Source organism: Bacillus sp. M6-12 (genome assembly GCF_002860285.1).
Lineage (GTDB): Bacteria > Bacillota > Bacilli > Bacillales > DSM-1321 > Peribacillus.
On the sequence record NZ_PGVF01000016.1, the window covers coordinates 24,143 to 44,253 of the forward strand.

Annotated in this window: 15 protein-coding genes; 12 read left to right on the forward strand and 3 right to left on the reverse strand. The window is 41.3% G+C overall.

The annotated features are described in order from the left end of the window. The first annotated feature begins 6 nt into the window (after nucleotides 1-6). The 11 genes from CVD28_RS18400 (at nucleotide 7) to CVD28_RS18445 (ending at nucleotide 14,247) form a co-directional block, all read left to right on the forward strand. Nucleotides 7-1,404 (forward strand): UbiD family decarboxylase, encoded by a 1,398-nt coding sequence (locus CVD28_RS18400; protein WP_101594821.1) that lies wholly within the window; start codon nucleotides 7-9, stop codon nucleotides 1,402-1,404. Between the two features lie 570 nt (nucleotides 1,405-1,974). Continuing rightward, a complete protein-coding gene (locus tag CVD28_RS18405; RefSeq protein WP_101594824.1) occupies nucleotides 1,975-3,321 on the forward strand; it encodes an MFS transporter in 1,347 nt (448 codons plus the stop codon). Nucleotides 3,322-3,524: 203 nt separating this feature from the next. Continuing rightward, nucleotides 3,525-4,982, forward strand: a complete 1,458-nt coding sequence (locus CVD28_RS18410) for an aldehyde dehydrogenase family protein (protein WP_101594827.1) — start codon at nucleotides 3,525-3,527, stop codon at nucleotides 4,980-4,982. A 17-nt stretch (nucleotides 4,983-4,999) separates the two neighbouring features. After that, nucleotides 5,000-6,148, forward strand: coding sequence for an iron-containing alcohol dehydrogenase family protein (locus tag CVD28_RS18415; RefSeq protein WP_101594830.1), 1,149 nt, complete (start codon nucleotides 5,000-5,002; stop codon nucleotides 6,146-6,148). Nucleotides 6,149-6,271: 123 nt separating this feature from the next. Then, nucleotides 6,272-7,159 (forward strand): R2-like ligand-binding oxidase, encoded by an 888-nt coding sequence (locus tag CVD28_RS18420; RefSeq protein WP_101594833.1) that lies wholly within the window; start codon nucleotides 6,272-6,274, stop codon nucleotides 7,157-7,159. Between the two features lie 279 nt (nucleotides 7,160-7,438). Continuing rightward, entirely contained in the window at nucleotides 7,439-8,443 is a 1,005-nt protein-coding gene (locus CVD28_RS18425; RefSeq protein WP_101594836.1) for a TAXI family TRAP transporter solute-binding subunit, read from the forward strand. A 59-nt stretch (nucleotides 8,444-8,502) separates the two neighbouring features. Next, nucleotides 8,503-9,042 (forward strand): DUF1850 domain-containing protein, encoded by a 540-nt coding sequence (locus tag CVD28_RS18430; protein WP_257985913.1) that lies wholly within the window; start codon nucleotides 8,503-8,505, stop codon nucleotides 9,040-9,042. Between the two features lie 37 nt (nucleotides 9,043-9,079). Continuing rightward, nucleotides 9,080-11,026: a TRAP transporter permease gene (locus tag CVD28_RS18435; protein ID WP_101595480.1), complete on the forward strand. Its 1,947-nt coding sequence runs from the start codon at nucleotides 9,080-9,082 to the stop codon at nucleotides 11,024-11,026. A gap of 503 nt (nucleotides 11,027-11,529) precedes the next feature. Next, a complete protein-coding gene (locus tag CVD28_RS18440) occupies nucleotides 11,530-12,144 on the forward strand; it encodes a hypothetical protein (protein WP_101594839.1) in 615 nt (204 codons plus the stop codon). A 317-nt stretch (nucleotides 12,145-12,461) separates the two neighbouring features. Continuing rightward, nucleotides 12,462-13,436 (forward strand): spore coat protein, encoded by a 975-nt coding sequence (locus CVD28_RS27565; protein ID WP_142384797.1) that lies wholly within the window; start codon nucleotides 12,462-12,464, stop codon nucleotides 13,434-13,436. A 133-nt stretch (nucleotides 13,437-13,569) separates the two neighbouring features. Further along, nucleotides 13,570-14,247, forward strand: coding sequence for a DUF2642 domain-containing protein (locus tag CVD28_RS18445; RefSeq protein ID WP_101594843.1), 678 nt, complete (start codon nucleotides 13,570-13,572; stop codon nucleotides 14,245-14,247). Nucleotides 14,248-14,909: 662 nt separating this feature from the next. Here CVD28_RS18445 and CVD28_RS18450 read toward each other — a convergent pair. Next, nucleotides 14,910-16,265, reverse strand: coding sequence for an arsenic transporter (locus CVD28_RS18450; RefSeq protein ID WP_101594848.1), 1,356 nt, complete (start codon nucleotides 16,263-16,265; stop codon nucleotides 14,910-14,912). 334 nt (nucleotides 16,266-16,599) lie between these two features. Between CVD28_RS18450 and speD the strand changes: the two genes are divergently transcribed. Next, entirely contained in the window at nucleotides 16,600-17,928 is a 1,329-nt protein-coding gene (gene speD, locus CVD28_RS18455) for an adenosylmethionine decarboxylase (RefSeq protein ID WP_101594851.1), read from the forward strand. A gap of 88 nt (nucleotides 17,929-18,016) precedes the next feature. Here the strand turns inward: speD and CVD28_RS18460 are convergent, their stop codons facing one another. Both CVD28_RS18460 and CVD28_RS18465 read right to left on the reverse strand, forming a co-directional pair. After that, on the reverse strand, nucleotides 18,017-19,249 hold the full coding sequence (locus CVD28_RS18460; RefSeq protein ID WP_101594855.1) for an aminopeptidase: 1,233 nt from the start codon (nucleotides 19,247-19,249) through the stop codon (nucleotides 18,017-18,019). A 241-nt stretch (nucleotides 19,250-19,490) separates the two neighbouring features. Next, nucleotides 19,491-20,045, reverse strand: coding sequence for a DsbA family oxidoreductase (locus CVD28_RS18465; protein ID WP_257985923.1), 555 nt, complete (start codon nucleotides 20,043-20,045; stop codon nucleotides 19,491-19,493). Nucleotides 20,046-20,111 lie beyond the last annotated feature (66 nt).

The following is a 20,111-nucleotide window of genomic DNA, read 5'->3' on the forward strand; positions in this document are numbered from 1 at the left end:
TCATTTATGAGATCAAAGACATTTAGGACATGGCTAACCCACCTGCAAAAAACGGGGCGTTTAGCGACAATTGATAAAAATGTCAGTTTAGATTATGAGATTGCTGCTGTTGCGAAAAAATTAGATGGAAAAAAAGCTAGTTATTTTACTAGCGTAGAAGATTATCAAATTCCTGTTGTATCAGGAATTTGTTCAACACGTGAAGATTTTGCGGAAGCTTTGGAAGTGGATCAATATGGTGTTATAAACAAATTCACAGAGGCAGTCTCCGCTCCAGAACCATGTCTGCTAGTTAACGAAAAGGAAGCACCTGTTAAAGAAAATATTATTCTAGAAAATATCGATTTGATGAAGATGTTTCCAATTCCGGTTCACCATGAGAAAGATTCGGGTAATTACATTACAGCTGGATTATTTATTGTTCGGGATCCAGTTACTCGCAAGCAGAATGTTTCAATTCACCGCCTCCAGATTTCCGGAGAAAACAAGATAGGAGCCTTAATTTTGCCTCGCCATACTTTTCATTTGTATAAGCAGGCTGAAGAGGCGGGGAGACCACTGGAATGTGCGATCGCAATTGGCGTCGATCCGATCACCTTACTGGCATCACAAGCAAGCACTTCTTTTGGAATAGATGAACTTGAAATCTCAAGTGCTCTTCGGGGAGAACCATTAGAAGTGGTTCGTTGTGAAACGGTTGATATTGATGTCCCGGCTTATGCGGAAATTGTATTAGAAGGTAATATTCTTCCACATGTTCGTGAGCCAGAAGGACCTTTCGGAGAATTCCCAAAATATTATGGGCCTCGCAGTGACAAGGAGGTAATTGAGATTACAGCGGTAACTCACCGGAACAATCCCATTTTTTATACGATTGTTCCTGCGGGATATGAACACCTTTTGCTTGGTGGAATTCCCCGTGAGGCGAGTCTTTTCCAAAGCATTCGCCAGACCGTTCCGTCAGTAAAAGCGGTGCATATGAGTCCTGGTGGTACATGTCGCTATCATGCGATTGTTTCAATAAAAAAACGAAATGAAGGAGAAGCGAAAAATGCAATTTTAGCTGCTCTTGCAAACAGTTTTGATATTAAACATGTTGTAGTTACCGATGAAGAGGTTGATATTTTCAATATGGAAGAGGTAGAATGGGCCATCGCTACCCGCTTTCAAGCGGACAGAGATTTAGTCACGGTTCATGAATCCCAGAGTTCCAAGCTTGATCCGTCTACCCGAGATGGAGTAGGCTCGAAGATGGGATTGGACTGTACAGTTCCATTAAACAGTGAACCGATGCAATACTTGCGTGTTCAAATACCTGGTTATAATGAGTGCAATTTAGAAGAATATATCAATCCTGATAAATCGATTCAATCCGTTCACCTTGAAAGAGATAAACACTTGTAAAATTTTACGAAATGATCGGCTTAATAGAAAAACCGGCGCCAAGAGGCTGCCGGTTTTTTCGAGTCTTGTTTTAAGGCTCTATCACAGCATTTGCTAAGAAGCCTGTAAAAAGTCAAACCATGTATTGACTGATATAAAAAGGATAGATTCATCTACCCTTTATTCCTGCGGATATTTACATTATGAAGAAAGTGATTCAAGAAGAAAAAGTCTTATACCGCTATTTAAAAAATATCAAATGATTCGGATTCTGGATGATGGGTTTCGGATGACACCAACACATTGAAATGCAGAGCTGATTTTAAATAAACATATTTTATAAACACAAAAGCAAAAATTTAAAACCATGGACAGGGCAGTTATATTAATATTTAGAAAAGTTAGATTTTTTAAGGTGCTAGTATTTATGAAAGAAAGTAGGTGATATTTAAATTTAGTCATCCTTTATAAAAACATCTTCATTACAAATTGTAACCGCTTTCAGTTTAAAACAGCTTTGGCCTGTACATTTAACATTAAGTTAACCGAAATAGAAATATTTGAATTATTAGGATGATAGGAGGAACGTTTATGTCGAATACGGCAATTCCGCAAGTTGTTTCAGAAGCTGCTAATGAAACAACGAATAACCGTCAATTAGTATCGGCTACTATGGCTTCATTATTAGGCTGGTCTTTTGATCTTTATGACCTTTTTCTTCTTTTATATGTAACGCCCACAATTGGTGCACTTTTCTTTCCCAGCAATAATCCGACACTTTCTCTGGCGGCGGTTTATGCTTCCTTTGCCGTGACATTGCTTATGCGTCCGCTTGGTTCAGCTATTTTTGGTTCCTTCGCAGATAAGAACGGAAGGAAGAAATCAATGACAGTTGCCATCGTTGGGGTGGGTTTAAGTACAGCTGCTTTCGGACTTTTGCCAACTGTACCGCAAATTGGTGTATTTGCCGCAATCATTTTCTTGGTTCTCCGTCTTGTACAAGGGATATTTGTTGGTGGTGTTGTTGCTTCAACACATACCATTGGGACAGAATCGGCTCCTCCAAAGCTAAGAGGCTTAATGTCAGGTCTTATTGGTGGGGGCGGAGCAGGGTTAGGCGCCTTATTCGCTTCTATCACATTTGCCATTGTATCCGCTCTTTTCCCCGGAGAAGCATTCAGTGAATGGGGATGGAGAGTCATGTTCTTTACTGGAATATTTGGATCAATTGCCGGATTGTTTGTTTTCCGCAATTTAGATGAATCACCATTATGGAAGGAACTCCAGGAGAAGAAAAAAGATAAGAATGCAAACAAACCAGCAATCGAACAAAAGCCGGTTAAAACCTTATTTACGGTCTACGGGGGCATATTGTTGGTTAACTTAATGATTGTTATCGGCGGCGGTGCCAGTTATTATCTGACTTCCGGTTTTATTCCAACATTCTTAAGCGTAGTAAATGAAGTAACTCCAGGAACTAAATCAGGAATTCTCATTGTCTCAAGCATAGTGACCATTATTGCAGCCCTTATTGCGGGCCATCTCAGTGAAAAATTCGGCAGAAAGAAGACCTTCCTGGTGATAGGTGTTTTAAACATCATTGGACTTCCCTTCTTTTACCTCTCACTAGCAGACGCAACCTCTACTACTTTAATTTATTTATATACTATCGGCGTTGTATTTTTAGGGAATGCTTCCTATGCCCCTGTATTAATTTTTCTAAATGAAAGATTTCCAACCTCCATTCGGTCAACAGGTACCGGCCTTTCCTGGAACATGGGGTTTGCGGTTGGAGGAATGATGCCGACATTCGTTACTTTAGCAAGCGGAAATGTCAGCAATATCCCTCATACCCTGATGTATTTCTTCATCGGCCTCTACTTGCTTTATATAGTTGGCTCCCTGATCATTCCGGAAACAAAAGGAAATTTAAAGTAGCCAATTAGAGGGGGGAAAGATAATCCCCCTCTCTTTTAAAAGAGATGTTTTTGACTTCAATGAATTACATATCTTTAATGAAAAATGATGTTTTTGAAGTTACGGGAAGCAATGAAGTGGACATAATTTCAAAATGGAATCAGGGTAATTGAATTTGAAAGATGGATCGGTTTTGAATAAATAACGAAGGGAGATTAAAAGGCATGCTGCTAACAACGGAAGCGGTAAAAAATTTTATTGATGGAAGATGGCAGGAATCACAAACAGGGGAGACAATGAAAGCGATTAATCCGGCAACAGGAGAGGTAGTAGGTGTTGCACAGAAATCGGGCCTGGAGGATATTAAAAAAGCGATTCAATCCGCTAAAAAGGCATTTGAAACGGGTGATTGGAAATACAATGCGGTTAAACGTTCAGACGCATTGATGAAGTGGGCAAATAGATTAGAGGAAAACAAAGAGAAAATCTCAACTATCCTCACAAAAGAGAATGGTAAACCGCTGAAAGAATCGCGTATAGAAATAGGTTCATGTATAGATACTCTTAAGTATTTTGCTGGAATGGCACGAAGTGTTTTTGGACGGTCTATTAATCTATCTGAATCCTCCTATGGAATTGTAGATAAAAGTCCAATTGGCGTAGTTGGAATCATTTCACCTTGGAATTGGCCGGCTATGCTAATGATTCGAGAGGTTGCACCAGCCTTGGCTGCAGGCAATACGGTTATTCTAAAGCCGGCAAGCCGGACACCTTTAATAAGTGTGGCCTTAGTTGGGCTAATTGAGGAAATTGCTGAGTTTCCTCCAGGAGTTGTTAACATTGTTACGGGACCTGGAGCATTGATTGGCGAGGAAATCTCTAAAAGTCCCGATGTTCATGCTATTAGCTTCACTGGAGACACAACCACTGGAAAACAGCTGGCAAAGGTTGCAGCCGATAAAGTGAAAAAATTAGCACTTGAACTTGGCGGAAAATCTCCCAATATTCTCTTCCCGGATGCGGATATTCAGAAGGCTGTACCGGTTATTGCAAAATCAATTTTTATAACTGCCGGGCAAATGTGTTTTGCAGGCTCAAGATTGCTAGTACACGAATCAATCCATAAAGAAGTGGTCAGTCAGTTAAAAATAGAGGCCGAAAAGATAAAGGTAGGAAACGGAATGGATGAAACCGTTGATATGGGACCTGTCATTTCAGAGTCACAGCTAAAGGGGGTCCTTACCTATTGCGAAGAGGGAAAAAGAGTCGCAAAGCTTGTAACAGGCGGCACCCAATTAAAAGGCGGCGATTATGATAAAGGCTTTTTTATGGAGCCGACTATCTTTGATGAAGTCCCGCTTGAATCCTCCATCTGCCAGGAAGAAATATTTGGCCCTGTTCTAGTCGTCCAATCATTTAAGGATGAAGAAGAGGCGATACAGCTTGCAAATGGAACGATCTTTGGGCTGGCAGCCGGTGTATGGACGAAGGACATTAATAGGGCTTTGAGAGTCTCAAAGAAAATTGATGCAGGTACAGTCTGGATCAATACGTATAACAAAAATTACCCTTCAACAGAATTTGGAGGATATAAAGAAAGCGGCTTAGGGCGTACAAGAGGGCTTGAAGGCCTTTTCGAATACACGGAAACGAAGCATATCAATATTGATTTTGAAGATTAGAAAAGGAGGCTTTGTGAATGAATCAATCATTTACTTTTCATTTGCCGACGAAAGTCCACTTTGGCTTTGGGAAAATAGACGTATTAAGAGATCTCCCCTTTCAAGCTAGCAGGGCGTTTATTGTAACCGATAAAGGAGTTCTGAACGCAGGCCTTCTAGAGGGGATAATAAATCAGTTAGAATCAACGGGGATTTCTTATGAGGTTTATAGTGATGTAGAACCGGATCCAAGCGTCGAAACGGTAGATAGAGCAGCTCATGTGTTTAAGGAATCTCAATGTGACCTGATCATCTCAGTCGGAGGCGGCAGCCCAATTGATACCGCAAAGGGTATTCGGGTAGTGGCTGGAAATGGCGGGTCGATCAGGGATTATGCAGGCAACAATATTGTTAAAGAGCCATCAAATATTCCGCTTATTGCGATACCCACTACTTCCGGTACAGGAAGTGAAGTTACCATTTTTGCTGTATTTTCTGACTGGGAAGAAAATAGAAAAGTAACAGTGGTAAGTCCCTTCTTATCACCAGATTTGAGCATTGTTGATCCGGAATTAACAATGACCGCTCCTGCAAGTATAACAGCAGCTTCCGGGTTTGATGCCTTTGCCCATGCTGCGGAAACGTTCGTTTCAAAAGCAGCACAGCCGACGAGTGATGCACTGGCACTGTCAGCCATGAAAACAGCCCATAAATATCTCCGGAGGGCAGTTCTTGATGGTACGGATATAGAAGCAAGAACGAAAATGGCTGAAGCCAGCCTGTTGGCAGGGATTGCCTTTAATCAATCATATCTGGGGCTGGCCCATGCAATCGGAAGTGCAATAAGCGGGCATGCACATGTTAGCCATGGAGTAGCTATTGGACTTTTATTGCCAAGAGTGATGGAGTTTAATTTGGAAACTTCAATAGAAAGATACCAAGACATTGGAAGAGTTCTTTTTGAAGATAATAAACTATCAAAAAGGTCTATTGCAGAAAAGGTTTTAGAGGAAGTAAGGCAATTAAGGAATGACGTCTTGTTGCCAGCCAGGCTTCGGGATGTAAATGTCAAGGAAGATCAGCTGGAAGGAATTGCACATGACTCTATAAAGAGCGGAATGTGGAAGTTTAATCCGCGTGAAGCATCAGTCGAGGAAATTCAGCAGCTGCTCGCGACCATTTTCTAAGGATATAAGGAGGAGCAAGACACTCCGCAGCTGGCTGTGATACCTGAAAGACACCAACCAATGTATGTTAGCCGAAAGGATTTTTCCTTTTGAATAAAAAATATATTGCAGGAGGATGAAAGTATGAGCATATCTCAAGATCGTCTGAATTATGAACAGGTGGATAAAGAATTAGAACACATTCAGGATTTAAACCACGAAGATCGAAGAAAAGCTGATGAGCTTGCTTATTCTCTTTATCGTATGGCAATACGATTTGGGACATGGGATCCGCAGGAGATCGATTTAACAGAAGACAAAAAGCATTTTGCCACAATGGATCAACAAAAAAGGGATTACCTTATCCATTTTTGCACGGGGTTTTGGAATGCGGAGGAAAATGTTGCTGTCCAATTTTGTCCCTGGGTTATGGTGGCGCCGACAACTCATCAACAAGCTTTTTTAAGCACACAATTAGTGGAGGAATTTAAGCATACTGAGTTTTTTGAACGATACTTTAAAGAAGTGCTGGGAGTGGATCGCGAAAATAAAGTCCAGAATATTGTCCATGATACCCTCGACCCAAGGGGCAAACAGCTTATCCAAGCCATTGAAGAGGGCCCGGAGTCAAGAGAAGCAGCGATGGTAGAAGGAATGGCCCACTATCAGGGGATTATTGAAGGTGTTCAGGCAATGGTTGGCTATGATGTCTATGAAGCAGTTTGGGGACAGTATAATCTCCTGCCTGGTTTAAGGGAGGCGTTTAAAAACATTAAAAGGGACGAAGGGCGTCACGTCGGATTTGGACTAAGAATGCTGAAACAATTCTCCAGAAAACCGGAGCATGCCGAAAGAATCAGAAGAGTTTATGAAGAGTATCTTCCTGCCATGTTAATCCGCTATGACCAGCAAGTAATCGTAAATGGAAGAGAGATAGAAACTCCAGTGGAAGTACAAGGAAAAGATAGAATTCAAAAGATGTTTGACCGCAGACTAAAGGATATACTAGGCAATCAATTACAGCAGGTATAAATTTTCAATGGGGCGAAGAACTGAGGACCCAATGATTACGAGATGAAGAGGAAGCCCTTTCTGAAAACGCATTTGTCAAAATGAAAAAATGTGGCTAATAGTAAAACCGGCGCCAATGAGGCCGCCGGTTTTTCACATTTGCTAAAAGAGGTACAATTTGAATTAATTAGTAAAAATGTTCTAAATTAATGTTAAAATTAGAATTGTACAACAACTAAAAGGATTAATATGGTAAGATAAAATAGTACATTTTTATGCTATTAAAAAGGGGGAAATTGAATGAAAAAAAAGAGTTTTATTTTTCCAGCGATCCTTTTGCTCGCTCTGTCCATGATCTTGGCGGCATGCGGAGGAGGCGGGTCGGAAGAAACATCCGGAAAAGGCGGCGAAAGTAAAGAAGGCGGCGAAAGCGGCAAAAAGCAATTCCTTAACCTTGTAACAGGCGGAACAGGCGGTACATACTATCCTTTGGGCGGAACTTTTGCTGATATCATTACAGATAACACAAATGCTGAAACAACAGCCCAGTCTTCAGGTGCATCTGCTGAAAACATGGAAGCAATCAAAGCGGGAGATGCTGATATTGCTTTTACTCAAACGGATATCGCTTCTTATGCAACGGAAGGAAAGCTTATGTTTGAAGGCAAAGCAGTTGAAAATGTGAAAGCTATTTCGTCTCTTTATCCTGAAACAGTTCAAATCGTGACTTTAGCAAAATCAAAGATTACGAAAGTAGAAGATTTAAAGGGTAAATCAGTTTCCGTAGGTGCGCCAGGTTCAGGTACATATGCGAACGCTGAGCAAATCCTAGAGATTCATGGCATGACAATGAAGGATATTAAGCCTCAAAACTTATCATTCGATGAATCTACAGGTGGAATCCAGGATGGAACAATTGATGCTGCATTTATCACAGCAGGAGCTCCAACGGGCGCAGTTGAAGGTTTGGCAGCTACTCAGGAAGTTGTAATCGTTCCGATTGCTGATGATAAAATTAAAGCGCTGATTGAGAAATATCCATATTATGCGGAAGATAAAGTTCCTGCTAATACTTACAAGATTAAAGAAGAAGTAAAGACAGTAGCCGTACAGGCAATGCTGGTTGTCAGGGATGACCTTGATGAACAGCTTGTCTATGATATGACAAAAGCTCTATATGAAAATATGGATAAAGTAACACATGCAAAAGGCAAATTAATCAAGGTTGAAAACGCGTTGAACGGTGTAGGGATTGATGTACATCCTGGCGCAAAGAAATACTTTGATGAAAAAGGCGTTAAATAATTAAAAAAACGGGTAGACCGGTTCATGCAATCGGTCTATCTTTTGGTTAAGGAGCAGTTATGGCCAGGGAACAACGAGCGGGAATGAAAAAGCGGTACGCATACATTTTACTTATTATGCTGTTCTCTTTTGCGGCGCTTTTTGTTCCTTATCGGTCAGCACTGGTTTTCCAGTTTGAAAAATCGGACAAAGTATTGGCTTTTCTCCCGATTAAAAAAGGAGAAAGGTTCAGCATAATGTATACACATTCGATCCATCTTTCCAAGGTGGTTGAAACTTATAAGCTGAAGGATACCGGAGAAATCCAGCAGGTTGAATTGGTGTACGAGGATTTCGGAATTGGAATGCCTGAAAACGCAGGTGAAGGTGAGACATTTACGAAGAAAGACGGCAAATATTACATAGGAAATATGAATAGGGTCTTTCCTCAAATTGATCTGCGGATTGGAAAAGTAAGGGCGAACCATACGCTTTTATACAAAAATCATTCATTTCCGCTGAAAGACAGCATTGAGCCTGGCACGTGGGTCAGGATTAAATGGAAACAGCTTACTTTATGGCAGCAATTGAGAGGAGTGAATATCCTTGGAAGAAAATAAATTTCAATCACTAACACAGGAAGAACAGCAGGAACTAATGGAAAAGTACGATCCGGAGGCCGGAACAAGGAAACTTACCGGAATTTCGGCAAAAATTGCTTTTTTTGGACTGCTCGCCTTTTCTATATTTCAGGTGTACACCGCTGCAATTAAGCCATTAATGGCTCAGTTACAGCGATCGGTCCATCTTGGTTTTGGCCTTTCTTTAATTTTTTTGCTGTTTCCTGCAAGCAAGAAGCTAAGAAAAAAAGGCGGAGTTGCATGGTATGATGCGATTCTGGCCATTTTGGCAGTCGGGGTGGGTGCTTATTGGCCGGTCATGATGGAAGATCTGGTCATGCGGGTCGGAAGGCTTACGCCAATGGACTTCACGGTAGGTATCGTTGCGATCCTTCTGGTGCTGGAGGCTACCCGGAGAACAGTCGGTTTGCCAATTACCATTATCGCGGCCGTATTCATGGCATATGCTCTCTACGGACCTTATATGCCTGGATTTTTGGCTCACAGAGGCTTAACTATGGAACGTCTGGTTCAGACGATGTTCTTTACCACTGAGGGTATACTGGGTACTCCGCTTGGTGTGTCTTCAACCTTTATCTTTGTGTTTCTTTTATTCGGGGCATTTTTGATCAAAACCGGTGTTGGAGAATATTTCAATGACCTCGCTGTCATGATTGCCGGGAAAAGAGTTGGGGGCCCTGCAAAGGTTGCTATTTTCTCAAGTGCCCTTCAAGGTACGATTAGCGGGAGTTCCGTTGCTAACGTAGTAACCTCAGGAGCCTTTACAATTCCAATGATGAAGCGTCTTGGCTATAAAAAAGAATTTGCCGGAGCTGTTGAAGCGTCTGCTTCTACAGGCGGACAGTTAATGCCGCCTATTATGGGAGCAGCAGCCTTTTTAATGGTTGAATTCATCGGAGGGGGAATTACCTACTGGGATATTGCAAAAGCGGCGGCTATCCCTGCCATTCTTTACTTTGCCGGAATTTGGATTATGACTCATTTTGAAGCAAAACGGCTCGGGCTACGCGGTCTGAAGGATGAAGAACTTCCTGATCGCAACGAAGTGCTAAAAAAGCTATACTTGTTAATCCCGATTGTCGCCATAGTCGCGCTGCTTATGACAGATATCAGCGTTATGCGGGGGGCGCTATGGGCCATCTTAATAACAGTAGCTGTCAGTGCTATTCGCAAAGAAACACGCATTGGGATTAGCGGGTTTATTGAAGCATTGGTAGATGGTGCGAGGACAGCACTAAGTGTTGCTGCGGCAACAGCAGCGGCAGGAATCATCGTAGGTGTTGTAACAAAAACCGGCCTTGGCCTTAAAATGGCAAACGGGCTGATTGACCTTGCAGCAGGAATGACTTCTTCACCAAAAGGTATATTGATCTTAACGTTGTTCTTTACGATGATTGCATCATTAATTCTCGGTATGGGGTCGCCAACAACTGCGAATTACGTAATTACCTCAACGATTGCTGCACCTGCCATTATTCTGCTGGGTGTACCTGATTTGTCTGCCCACTTATTCGTATTTTACTTCGGTATCATTGCAGACATCACTCCGCCAGTTGCCTTGGCTGCCTTTGCAGCTGCGGGTGTTTCAGGCGGTGAGCCGATCCGTACCGGCATAATCTCTTCAAAGCTCGCTATTGCAGCATTTATCATTCCGTATGTGTTCGTATTGTCACCGGAAATGCTGATGATTGATACAACCTGGTACAGCACTGCATGGGTAGTCTTTACATCCATATGCGGAATGATTGCCATCGGCGCTGGTATGATCGGCTATTGGTTCCGGAGAATGATGGCAGTTGAACGGATTTTGGCGGTTATTACTGGTTTACTGCTGATTTATCCAGAACGGATTTCTGATATTACCGGACTGATATTGTTTGCGGTAATGATTGCCTTGCAGATTTTTATTAAAAAGGAAGATAAAAACAAACCCAATACTTCAGAACAAACTTTCACCAGCTGATTCACCAATGTTATTTATTAAAATCTTGAGCGTCTTCCTGCGGGAAGGCGTTTTTTTTTTGAAAATAAAGCAGTAAAACAAGCTGTATAGTCTCTTGTACGTTTCACCTTCAATGTGCATTGCATTTAATATTTTGAGGTGCTTGGACATTTGTATTTTCATTGAAAGATGGCCATATGGGGGCAGGGTTAAGAAATGTCAAAGTGAAGGCAGATTTCTTCTGAGGATTCAGCTCCGTGTTAATAAATTTAAAATACCGCAAATTATATGCACTTAACAAACGATACCAAAATAACAAGCGGATCCTTACTGGCCGGTATTTAGGGAGGATATTTCGGCCAACAGTGATTGCCGGTAAAAAAAGAGATATACTGTGTGTCTCCGGACAAGCTTGGGAAATTAGACTACCCCTGCTTAATACCGAGGCAACATTAACGATAGGAACACTCCCGAACTCTTCCTATTTAGCCGGTTAATGTCAAAATTGAAAGTGTGGGCAGAATATGGATTTTAGAGAGGCAATTAAGGAGTTTCAAACCACTAATGACGATACGGTTATTAACCGGATCATTTCGCAGCTTTCCATAAACTATGTACCATATGAGTTAACCGAGCCGGAGCAGATGATTGCTTATATGGTGAAATCCCAGATCAAGCCGTATCTGGAGAAGGCTAAAAAAGTCCGAAAAGGGACTAAAAACCGCTGGTACCGGTTTATGGAACTTATATACGGAGATAACTACAGTGAAAATGGATACATCGGGATTAACAAGATGTACAATTTAAATCTTTCCCGCGAAAATAAATACTTGCTTCCTGAAAGGGTCCGGGAGATGCTGCATGAAGATCTGCTGGCAGATTTGGATGAAGAAATTGGTTTTTGGAACGCATTGCATGAAAAAGAGGACAAATTCCGGGATAAATTGTACCGGGAGGCGCTCCATAATTGGGCAATTCCTGCTTTGGAATATGCCATTCACAGGGTTGATTCCGATTTGCCAGAACAACAAATGGTTTCAAGTATCAATCTTGCTTTTTTAACAAAGTTTATTGAGCTCCGAACTAAAACGCAGGGACTGTCCCGCAAAAAGGTTGATGGGCATTGGATTTACTTCTAGAAGAAAGATGATGCAAAACAAGATTTCCGAAAGTAATCGACGTGCGTATAAAATTTTCAAATTATAATAAATTTCTTTCGCCTGTGGACATGTATTGCGTCCGCAGGTTTTTTGTGGATTTTACTGCGGCATATCAATGTTTTTGCCCGATTTGGAGACAGGTAGCGGCTGCATTTCTTTCTTGAAAAAGCATTCTTGGACTTAGGTATTTGAAAGCTGCACCTCCACAAATGGGCTAATGACTAGGTCAAAAAGAATCTGGATACGTATAATGCATTATAAATAACCTATATGGATAAAGGACAGGGAGGATAATAATGAGTACTAATGAAAATTCAGTGAGTGTTAGTAATGAAACTGAAGTTAATGCTGCTAATGAAACTGTTGAGATGGCATCCGAAGTGCAAGCGTACCATTCTTTTCTTGGAGCTTTGAAAGGCAAAGTAGTAACTGTTTACCGCGGGGGTCCAGAATCCAAAAAGGGCATGTTAGTAGATGTAAAATCAGATTACTTTGCGCTCTCTATACAAAACAACAATAACAATAACAATAATGATAATCAAAATAACAACAAACAAAATGATTCAATTATCTATTACCAAGCCCAGCATGTTAAGAGTGTCAGTGAAGATTCCAAAACAAATTCCACTCAGCAATTACCATCCAGCAACAGCCAGATTGATTATTTAGAAGCTGACAGCTTTGCAGAATTGCTGAACATGATGGTGAATGAGAATGTTAAAATCAACCAAGGCGGCCCAGAATCGAAGAAGGGAATGCTGCTTGAAGCTACAAGTGATTTCATAGCTGTTTTTACTAAAGATGATGGCATAGTCTACTTTAATATTGATCACGTTAAAAGTGTGAGCATAATCCAAAACAATGATAAGAATCAGCAAAAGAATGTCGTGTACCCAGATATAATAAGTGCATCGAAATTTGAGGATGTATTTAAGCATATGGAGCATAATTGGGTATCGATTAACCGCGGCGGAGCCGAAGCAATGGAAGGTGTACTAGTTGAGAACTCTGGCGGCCATTTCACAGTGGTGAGCAATCAAGAAGTTCTCCGCATTCACCCTTATCATATCCGAAGCATCAGCTCAGGACCTAAAGGTTCAGCTAAAAATATGCAAAACCAAAACCAAAACCAAAACCAAAACCAAGATCAAAACCAAAATAGTAACAGCAGCAACCAATATCAGGATGATAGCTCCGATAATAACAATGGAAATGCAAGAAGGTCAGCAAGGAGACAAAGAACTTCCTCCTATAGATTAACCAGAAACTAACTTCATGGTATGTTGGATGCATCTGCAGTAAAGCACCAAGCGGAAAGTAAAATAGCACACCCTTCTAATGGTGTATTAGCGATTATGCTGATACACCATTATTCTAACATCCAATAGGAAAGGAGTGATGATAATGACTGGATTAAAAAGCTTTCTGGGCAAGGATGTGCAGCTGGAGATTTCAGGGAAAACATTCTTTACAGGGATACTTATAGACATTGGGCTGGACATATTGGTCTTATTTAATGGGGAGAAATATCTTTATATCCCGCTGTTGCACCTGCACAATATTAAGAAGCGGGAAATCAAGGGGATTGAAGAAGTAACCCAAAAGCCGACGAATACCATGCCTTTTCAAAATGAAAAAGAATCCATTTCATACAGAAAAATACTAAACAATGCAAAAGGCCAATTTCTGGAGATTTTCGTAACCGGGAACATGTCCATACATGGTTATATTACGAGTGTTTTAAACGATTACATTGTATTTTACTCTCCAGTTTTTAAAACACTTTGTATCTCCATGCAGCACCTGAAATGGTTGACCCCTTATACCAATAATCTAACACCATATACACTAAGCAATGCCGATCTGCCAGTGGTTCCTGCCAGTATGACTCTGGCTCGATCCTTTGAGGAACAGCTGAAAAAGTTTGAAGGCCATTTACTTGTTTTTGATTTAGGCCATGATCCTAATAAAGTCGGACTCCTTAAAAATATTAACAATAATATTGCCGAGCTTGTAAATGCAGAAGGCAAGACGTTATTTTGGAAACTGATGCATTTAAAAACAGTTCATAACATAACCTGAAATTAAATTATCACATGCATATCCTGGAATCAGGCCGTTCGCAATGGAGCATAAACATGACCCGCTGTAGCGGCCTTTTTATTATAAAAAGGTTATTTTATTAAAATAGAAGGTTCGAAACCAGATGTGGGATTTTATTGCTGTGTAAGGAAATTAAAAATTTCGGAATATTGGATAAAGAAAGTAGTATATCTATCCCCCACTCCAGCGCCCTGTAACTTTTTTCCGCAGGAAATTAAAGCCCCGGCATACAGGAAAAGGAACAATACAGCAGCGATTCATCGCACGAAACAATACGTTAGCTTTGTGAGGATGTGCCAGTGCCGATTTCGCCACAGGAGGAAGGTTGTAACAAAGTATTAGCTACTACAGTGGCGATTTTAGTCGGCCTCGAGTTTGTGACAAGTACTGTCACAAACTTTTTGTTGTGATCAAAGAACCAATGCAACCCTGTAGAGCCATCAATGGCCATTGCAGCCTTGGATGTGATAAAGAGCCATCACAACTCCACAACTCGCTCATATCCCAGTCGATCCTGCATGTTCTGCTTTAGGATGCGGAGCGCCAGGTTATGAAACTAAAATATTCCTGTCACTATAGAAGGCTGGCTCAGGTCGGGTCCACTGAGTCAGCCTCTTTTCTATCGTTGTATACCCGCGTTTTTAGTAGAATACTAATTCGATCCAGACATATAAAATGGTTAGAGTAAAGATTACTGTTAGTGGGATGGCCAATATCGTAACTGCAATATATTTTCCCCAGGAAATTTTTACCTGATTCCCCCTTAAAATATGCATCCATATAAGAGTGGCCAATGTACCGGTTGGCAATAACAGGGAGCCTATATCACTGCCGATAATATTGGCTAAATAGATCGTTTTTAATGTGATTGGATCAAGCCCCATTTCTGTTAACGCCATTGTCCCTATCATCAGGGCGGGATGATTATTGAAAAGATTAGACAGTATTGAAAGAAGAGTTCCCATTACAAGAGTTGCGTTAAACAGGCCAGAGCTGACACTCGGCTCAATATAGTCGATTAAGAGGGCAGTTAAACCAATATTGTTAAGGCCATACACTATGATATACATCGTAAAAGCAAAGATGAAAATGTGCCAGGGAATCTTTTTCAGCAGATCAAAAGGGCTGATTTTTAAATACCACCACCGCCAGCCTAATAGGATGAGGGAGCTGACGACTGAGACCAATGAAACTGAAATGGAGTAGTAGGATGCGATGAATAAAGAAATCCTGACAAGCAGCACGAACGCAAGTACAGATACCATTAATTTTGTCTGTTTTCGCATTTTTTGATGGTCAGGCCCTGACTGCAACGGATGAAAGGTTGATAACTGTGAATAATCTATTGGCTTAGGGAAGTAGGGAATCTTCCTGGGCATTTCTCTACTAAATATTAGATACAAAAGAAAGGTGAGAAAAAGCAAACCGAGAGTTCCTGGCACAAACATCATGGCTGTTTGAAGATAAAGATCCATGCCGATAATTTCTAGGGAAATCAAGTTCACGATGTTGCTAACCCCAATTGGTGCGCTGGATGCAGTGGCAATTAAAGCACCGGAAATGAGATAAGGAAGCTTTTGATGATTTTTCAATCCTAAATTCCTTAGGATTAAAAGCAGGATTGGGGTTGTGATCAGAATACTTCCATCATTATTCAGAACTAGGGTCATTAGAAAGCAAAGCATGTTCGTGAGCCAAAAAAGCCGGATGCCAGATCCTTTTGTTGCCTTAAGCATCCTTGCTGCAACCCAGTTAAAAAAGCCTATCCCTTCAAGAGCTATAGCCATTACCATAGTTGCCATAATTGTTACGGCAGCTCCTGTTACCTTCGAACCTATATCAGTAATGTCCGCTAATGAGACACTCCCGCATAGAAAGATCAGTACAGCTCCAATCGTCGCCGGTATCGCTTCGTTAACCCCTTTTGGTCTCCAAAATATAAAAATCATTGTTAATACAAATGACAGTATTGTCAAAAGCGAAGTCAATTGAGCCATACCTTATACCTGCCCTGGACTTTTATTACAGTACTAATAAAAATCACCTCTTCCAAATGTCTTTAGTAACTGTTTGTACTCTATCTATATGAGTCTATAAATACAGTTGTCCTAAGCGTTTTCCCTATAAATAGAAAAATCCACGAATGTCTTGTACAGACATTTGTACTAGTATGATAGAGGCCTACTGCAGGAATCCGGTATGCTGGACAGGTAAAAAGGGCTTTTTTTTACTAAGAAAATGGGAAATAGTACAAACCCATGATGGGACAGGAACATAAAGTATCAAATATATAGTGGAGCAACAATTTTATATAAAGAGGGAAGTGGATTGATGGATACGAAAGGGCAACATCTCGTTATCGATGCGTATGGCTGTCAAGCGGACATTCTTAATGATGAGGGCAGATTAAAGGAATTACTAATAAAAACGGTTAATGATGTAGGTATGGAAATTTTGTCTGTGTATTTTCATTCCTTTACACCTCAGGGAGTCACAGGGGTTATTGTGCTTTCAACCTCCCACCTATCCATTCATACATGGCCTGAGCATAATTATGCAGCGCTTGATCTTTATACTTGCGGGGATAAAGAACTTTTGCCTGCCATAGAGGAACTTCTAAAAGAATTTCAGTCTACACGTGCCTCGATCTGTGAGCTTTCACGCGGTGAGGGAAAAAATGGTCCTGCATTGAGGAATATGGAGCTAGGGGAAGAAGCAGGAGCAGCAAGCATAACAGAAGCAAAAGAAGTGTTTCGGCTATCAAACGGTCGCGGCAATAATTGGGATAGAAAACAGTTAAAAGAAATATTGAACAGTAAACACAAAATGCTTTATAAGGGCGCAAGCGAATTTCAGGAGATTGTGCTGGTTGAAACGAATGACTTACGGCTCTATTTAGATCAGGAACTCCAGTTTTCATCGCTGGATGAACGGCACTATCATGAAGCGTTAGTATTTCCGGCAATGGAATTGGCGGCTGCCCCTGAACGAGTCCTGATTTTGGGCGGAGGGGATGGGCTTGCCATGCGCGAAGTTCTTAAATATCCGAGTGTAAAGCATGCGGATCTGGTAGATATTGATCCTGTTATAATCCAGCTTGCAACAACGCACCCCGTTATGCTCGCCCACAACAACCGATCTCTGCTTAATGAAAAGGTGACAGTACACGTTCGTGATGCCCAACAATATATTATGGAAGATCATCAGCCGTATGATGTGATTATCATTGACTTTCCTGATCCAGATAACGAGTTTATTAGTAAATTATACACTCATGAGCTGTTCAGCCAGGTGGCAAAACATCTATCCGAAAAAGGAGTAATGGTGTGCCAGTCAAATTCACCCGAAGATACACCAACGGTATTTTGGAGCATAGGCGAAACGCTGAAAAAAGCCGGACTCCATACGCAGGCATACAATATTACCGTTCCTTCCTTTGGTTTATGGGGTTACCACCTTGCGTCGCATAAAAAGCTCAAAACACCTATTCCTTCCATCACAGTTTCCCATCAAGCACTTCCATCCGACATGAACAGGCTGTTTAAAATTCCATCTGAGATTGAAGAAGAAAAAGAACATGCAATTGTAAACAGCAAAAAAGACCTCAGGCTTCACGAATTACACCGGGAAGATTTAATGGAGTGGGATGATCTATTATAAGATGAAAGCCTCTTCACTAAGTAAAAAATGGGACTGCTTCTATAGATCACTATAGGAGCAGTCCCTTTTTAATTTTGTATCCTGCTGGTTAAAACGCCCAATCACCATTTTTAAATACAGGTTCAATTGTGCCATCTTCTTTAATTCCGTCGATGTCCATTTCGGCAGAACCAATCATGAAGTCGACATGCGTCAAGCTTTCGTTCAAGCCGTGCTCAGCAAGCTCTTCAGGTGACATTTTCTTGCCGCCCTCAAGGCAGAAGGAGTAAGAGCTTCCGATTGCCAGGTGGTTCGATGCATTCTCATCAAATAGTGTGTTATAGAAAAGAATGTTTGACTGGGAAATGGGTGAATTGAATGGCACTAGCGCCACCTCGCCAAGATAATGGGAACCCTCATCTGTCTCTACAAGCTGCTTTAAAATTTCTTCGCCTTCTTCCGCTTTCACATCGATTATCCGGCCGTCCTTGAACGTGATCATAAAGTGATCGATGATATTACCGCCATAGCTGAGCGGCTTTGTGCTGGAAACTGTACCGTTTACACCTGTCTTTAATGGAACAGTGAAAACTTCTTCAGTTGGCATATTTGCCATGAAATCAATGCCTTTTTTGTTGACGCTTCCGGCACCCACCCAGATATGTTTTTCAGGAAGCTCAATTGTTAAATCAGTTCCCGGTGCACGATAATGAAGTTTTTTATAATGTTTTCCGTTTAGGTAATCAACCTTTTTGTGCAGTGTTTCATTGTGAGTTTTCCACGCTTCAACCGGGTTTTCTTTATCGATGCGTACTGTCTTGAAGATAGCTTCCCATAGCAGGTCAACTCTGCTTTGTGCAGGCTCTTCAGGGAAAACCATATCTGCCCATGCCTGGGAAGGAACCGCAATAATGGACCAGCTGACCTTATCTGACTGTACCATTTGGCGGTATTGCTTAAGTGCTGCACCTGCTGCTTTTTGGAAGCTGCCGATTCGCTCAGGTTTTACACCTTTAAGCAAAGCTGGGCTTGAGGATAAAATATGAAGGAAAGCAGCTCCTTTTTCTGCAAGTTCAATTTGTTCCTTTGCACGGTGTTCTGGATATTCTGTAAAAACTTCATCTGAAGCCATATCATATTTAAGGCGGGAAAGAGTGTCATCACTAAAGTTTACGATTACATTGCTTGCTCCCGCTTCATATGCCTTTTTTGCGATAAGGCGGGCAAGCTCAGCACCTTCTAATAGTGAATTGACAACAAGCGTCTGGCCTTTCTGGATATTAACGCCCACCTTAACCGCAAGCTCTGCGTACTTTTCTAATTGTTTTTGGAAATCTGTCATATGTATGCTCCTTGTTTTTTTCATATTTTTCGCATTTTATTGCAGCTCATTTTCTTAATGAAAGATACTATTCAATTCATTAATATTCTATAGTAAATATGAAAATCCTTTTTAAAATTTGTGATTGAATCTGCTTTTAACCTTCTAGATTACAGTCCAAAACCCGGCCGGTGGCCCAGCCGGGTTTCAAGTGAGGCAAGATTTATTAAGGAATATTGGCTAGTCAAAAAGCAGATTTGCTTTAGCTTTCGTTAGCTGCTGTTTCTTCATTAATAATTTTTTCAAGCGATTCTTTCGTATGAAGGCCCTGAACTCGGCGTCTTCCGATGAAGAAGGTTGGCACCGCAGTAATAGAGGCTTCGTAATAGGCATGCCTTAATGCCTGCTTGTGATGCGGCTCATATCTTCTTTCCTTTAGTGCTTCTACGATCCCATTACGGTCCACGCCAGCAGATTCGGCTATGTCTGCCAGAACATCAATTTTCCCGATATCCTTTCCATCCTCCCAGTAAGCCCGGAGTACGGCCTCGACATATTCATTGCCCTTTCCCGTTTCCTTTGCGAAGCGGAAACCTTCATGGGCTAGATGGGTATGAGGAGAGGGATCAACTTTCGGCATGTTCATTTTTACCCCGAACCGTTCGGCCATTGGTTTAATGGATTGCTCCCAGCCTTGGCGGTATCGGGGATCCTTCAGGGAAACCGTTTCAGCCGGATAGGGCCGCAATTCAAACGGCATCCATTCAATTTCAACATCTTTACCTTTTATTGCATCCTTTAGCGGAGCCTCCGCTATATAACAAAACGGTCAAACATAATCAGAATAAATTCGTATTTTTAATGACATAGAAAACATCTCCTT

What these genes read in the sequence shown, in the direction of transcription:
- CVD28_RS18400 (WP_101594821.1), top strand. Translation starts at nt 7, where the DNA reads ATGAGATCAAAGACATTTAGGACATGGCTAACCCACCTGCAAAAAACG.
- CVD28_RS18405 (WP_101594824.1), top strand. Translation starts at nt 1,975, where the DNA reads ATGTCGAATACGGCAATTCCGCAAGTTGTTTCAGAAGCTGCTAATGAA.
- CVD28_RS18410 (WP_101594827.1), top strand. Translation starts at nt 3,525, where the DNA reads ATGCTGCTAACAACGGAAGCGGTAAAAAATTTTATTGATGGAAGATGG.
- CVD28_RS18415 (WP_101594830.1), top strand. Translation starts at nt 5,000, where the DNA reads ATGAATCAATCATTTACTTTTCATTTGCCGACGAAAGTCCACTTTGGC.
- CVD28_RS18420 (WP_101594833.1), top strand. Translation starts at nt 6,272, where the DNA reads ATGAGCATATCTCAAGATCGTCTGAATTATGAACAGGTGGATAAAGAA.
- CVD28_RS18425 (WP_101594836.1), top strand. Translation starts at nt 7,439, where the DNA reads ATGAAAAAAAAGAGTTTTATTTTTCCAGCGATCCTTTTGCTCGCTCTG.
- CVD28_RS18430 (WP_257985913.1), top strand. Translation starts at nt 8,503, where the DNA reads ATGGCCAGGGAACAACGAGCGGGAATGAAAAAGCGGTACGCATACATT.
- CVD28_RS18435 (WP_101595480.1), top strand. Translation starts at nt 9,080, where the DNA reads ATGGAAAAGTACGATCCGGAGGCCGGAACAAGGAAACTTACCGGAATT.
- CVD28_RS18440 (WP_101594839.1), top strand. Translation starts at nt 11,530, where the DNA reads ATGGATTTTAGAGAGGCAATTAAGGAGTTTCAAACCACTAATGACGAT.
- CVD28_RS27565 (WP_142384797.1), top strand. Translation starts at nt 12,462, where the DNA reads ATGAGTACTAATGAAAATTCAGTGAGTGTTAGTAATGAAACTGAAGTT.
- CVD28_RS18445 (WP_101594843.1), top strand. Translation starts at nt 13,570, where the DNA reads ATGACTGGATTAAAAAGCTTTCTGGGCAAGGATGTGCAGCTGGAGATT.
- CVD28_RS18450 (WP_101594848.1), bottom strand. Translation starts at nt 16,265, where the DNA reads ATGGCTCAATTGACTTCGCTTTTGACAATACTGTCATTTGTATTAACA.
- speD (WP_101594851.1), top strand. Translation starts at nt 16,600, where the DNA reads ATGGATACGAAAGGGCAACATCTCGTTATCGATGCGTATGGCTGTCAA.
- CVD28_RS18460 (WP_101594855.1), bottom strand. Translation starts at nt 19,249, where the DNA reads ATGACAGATTTCCAAAAACAATTAGAAAAGTACGCAGAGCTTGCGGTT.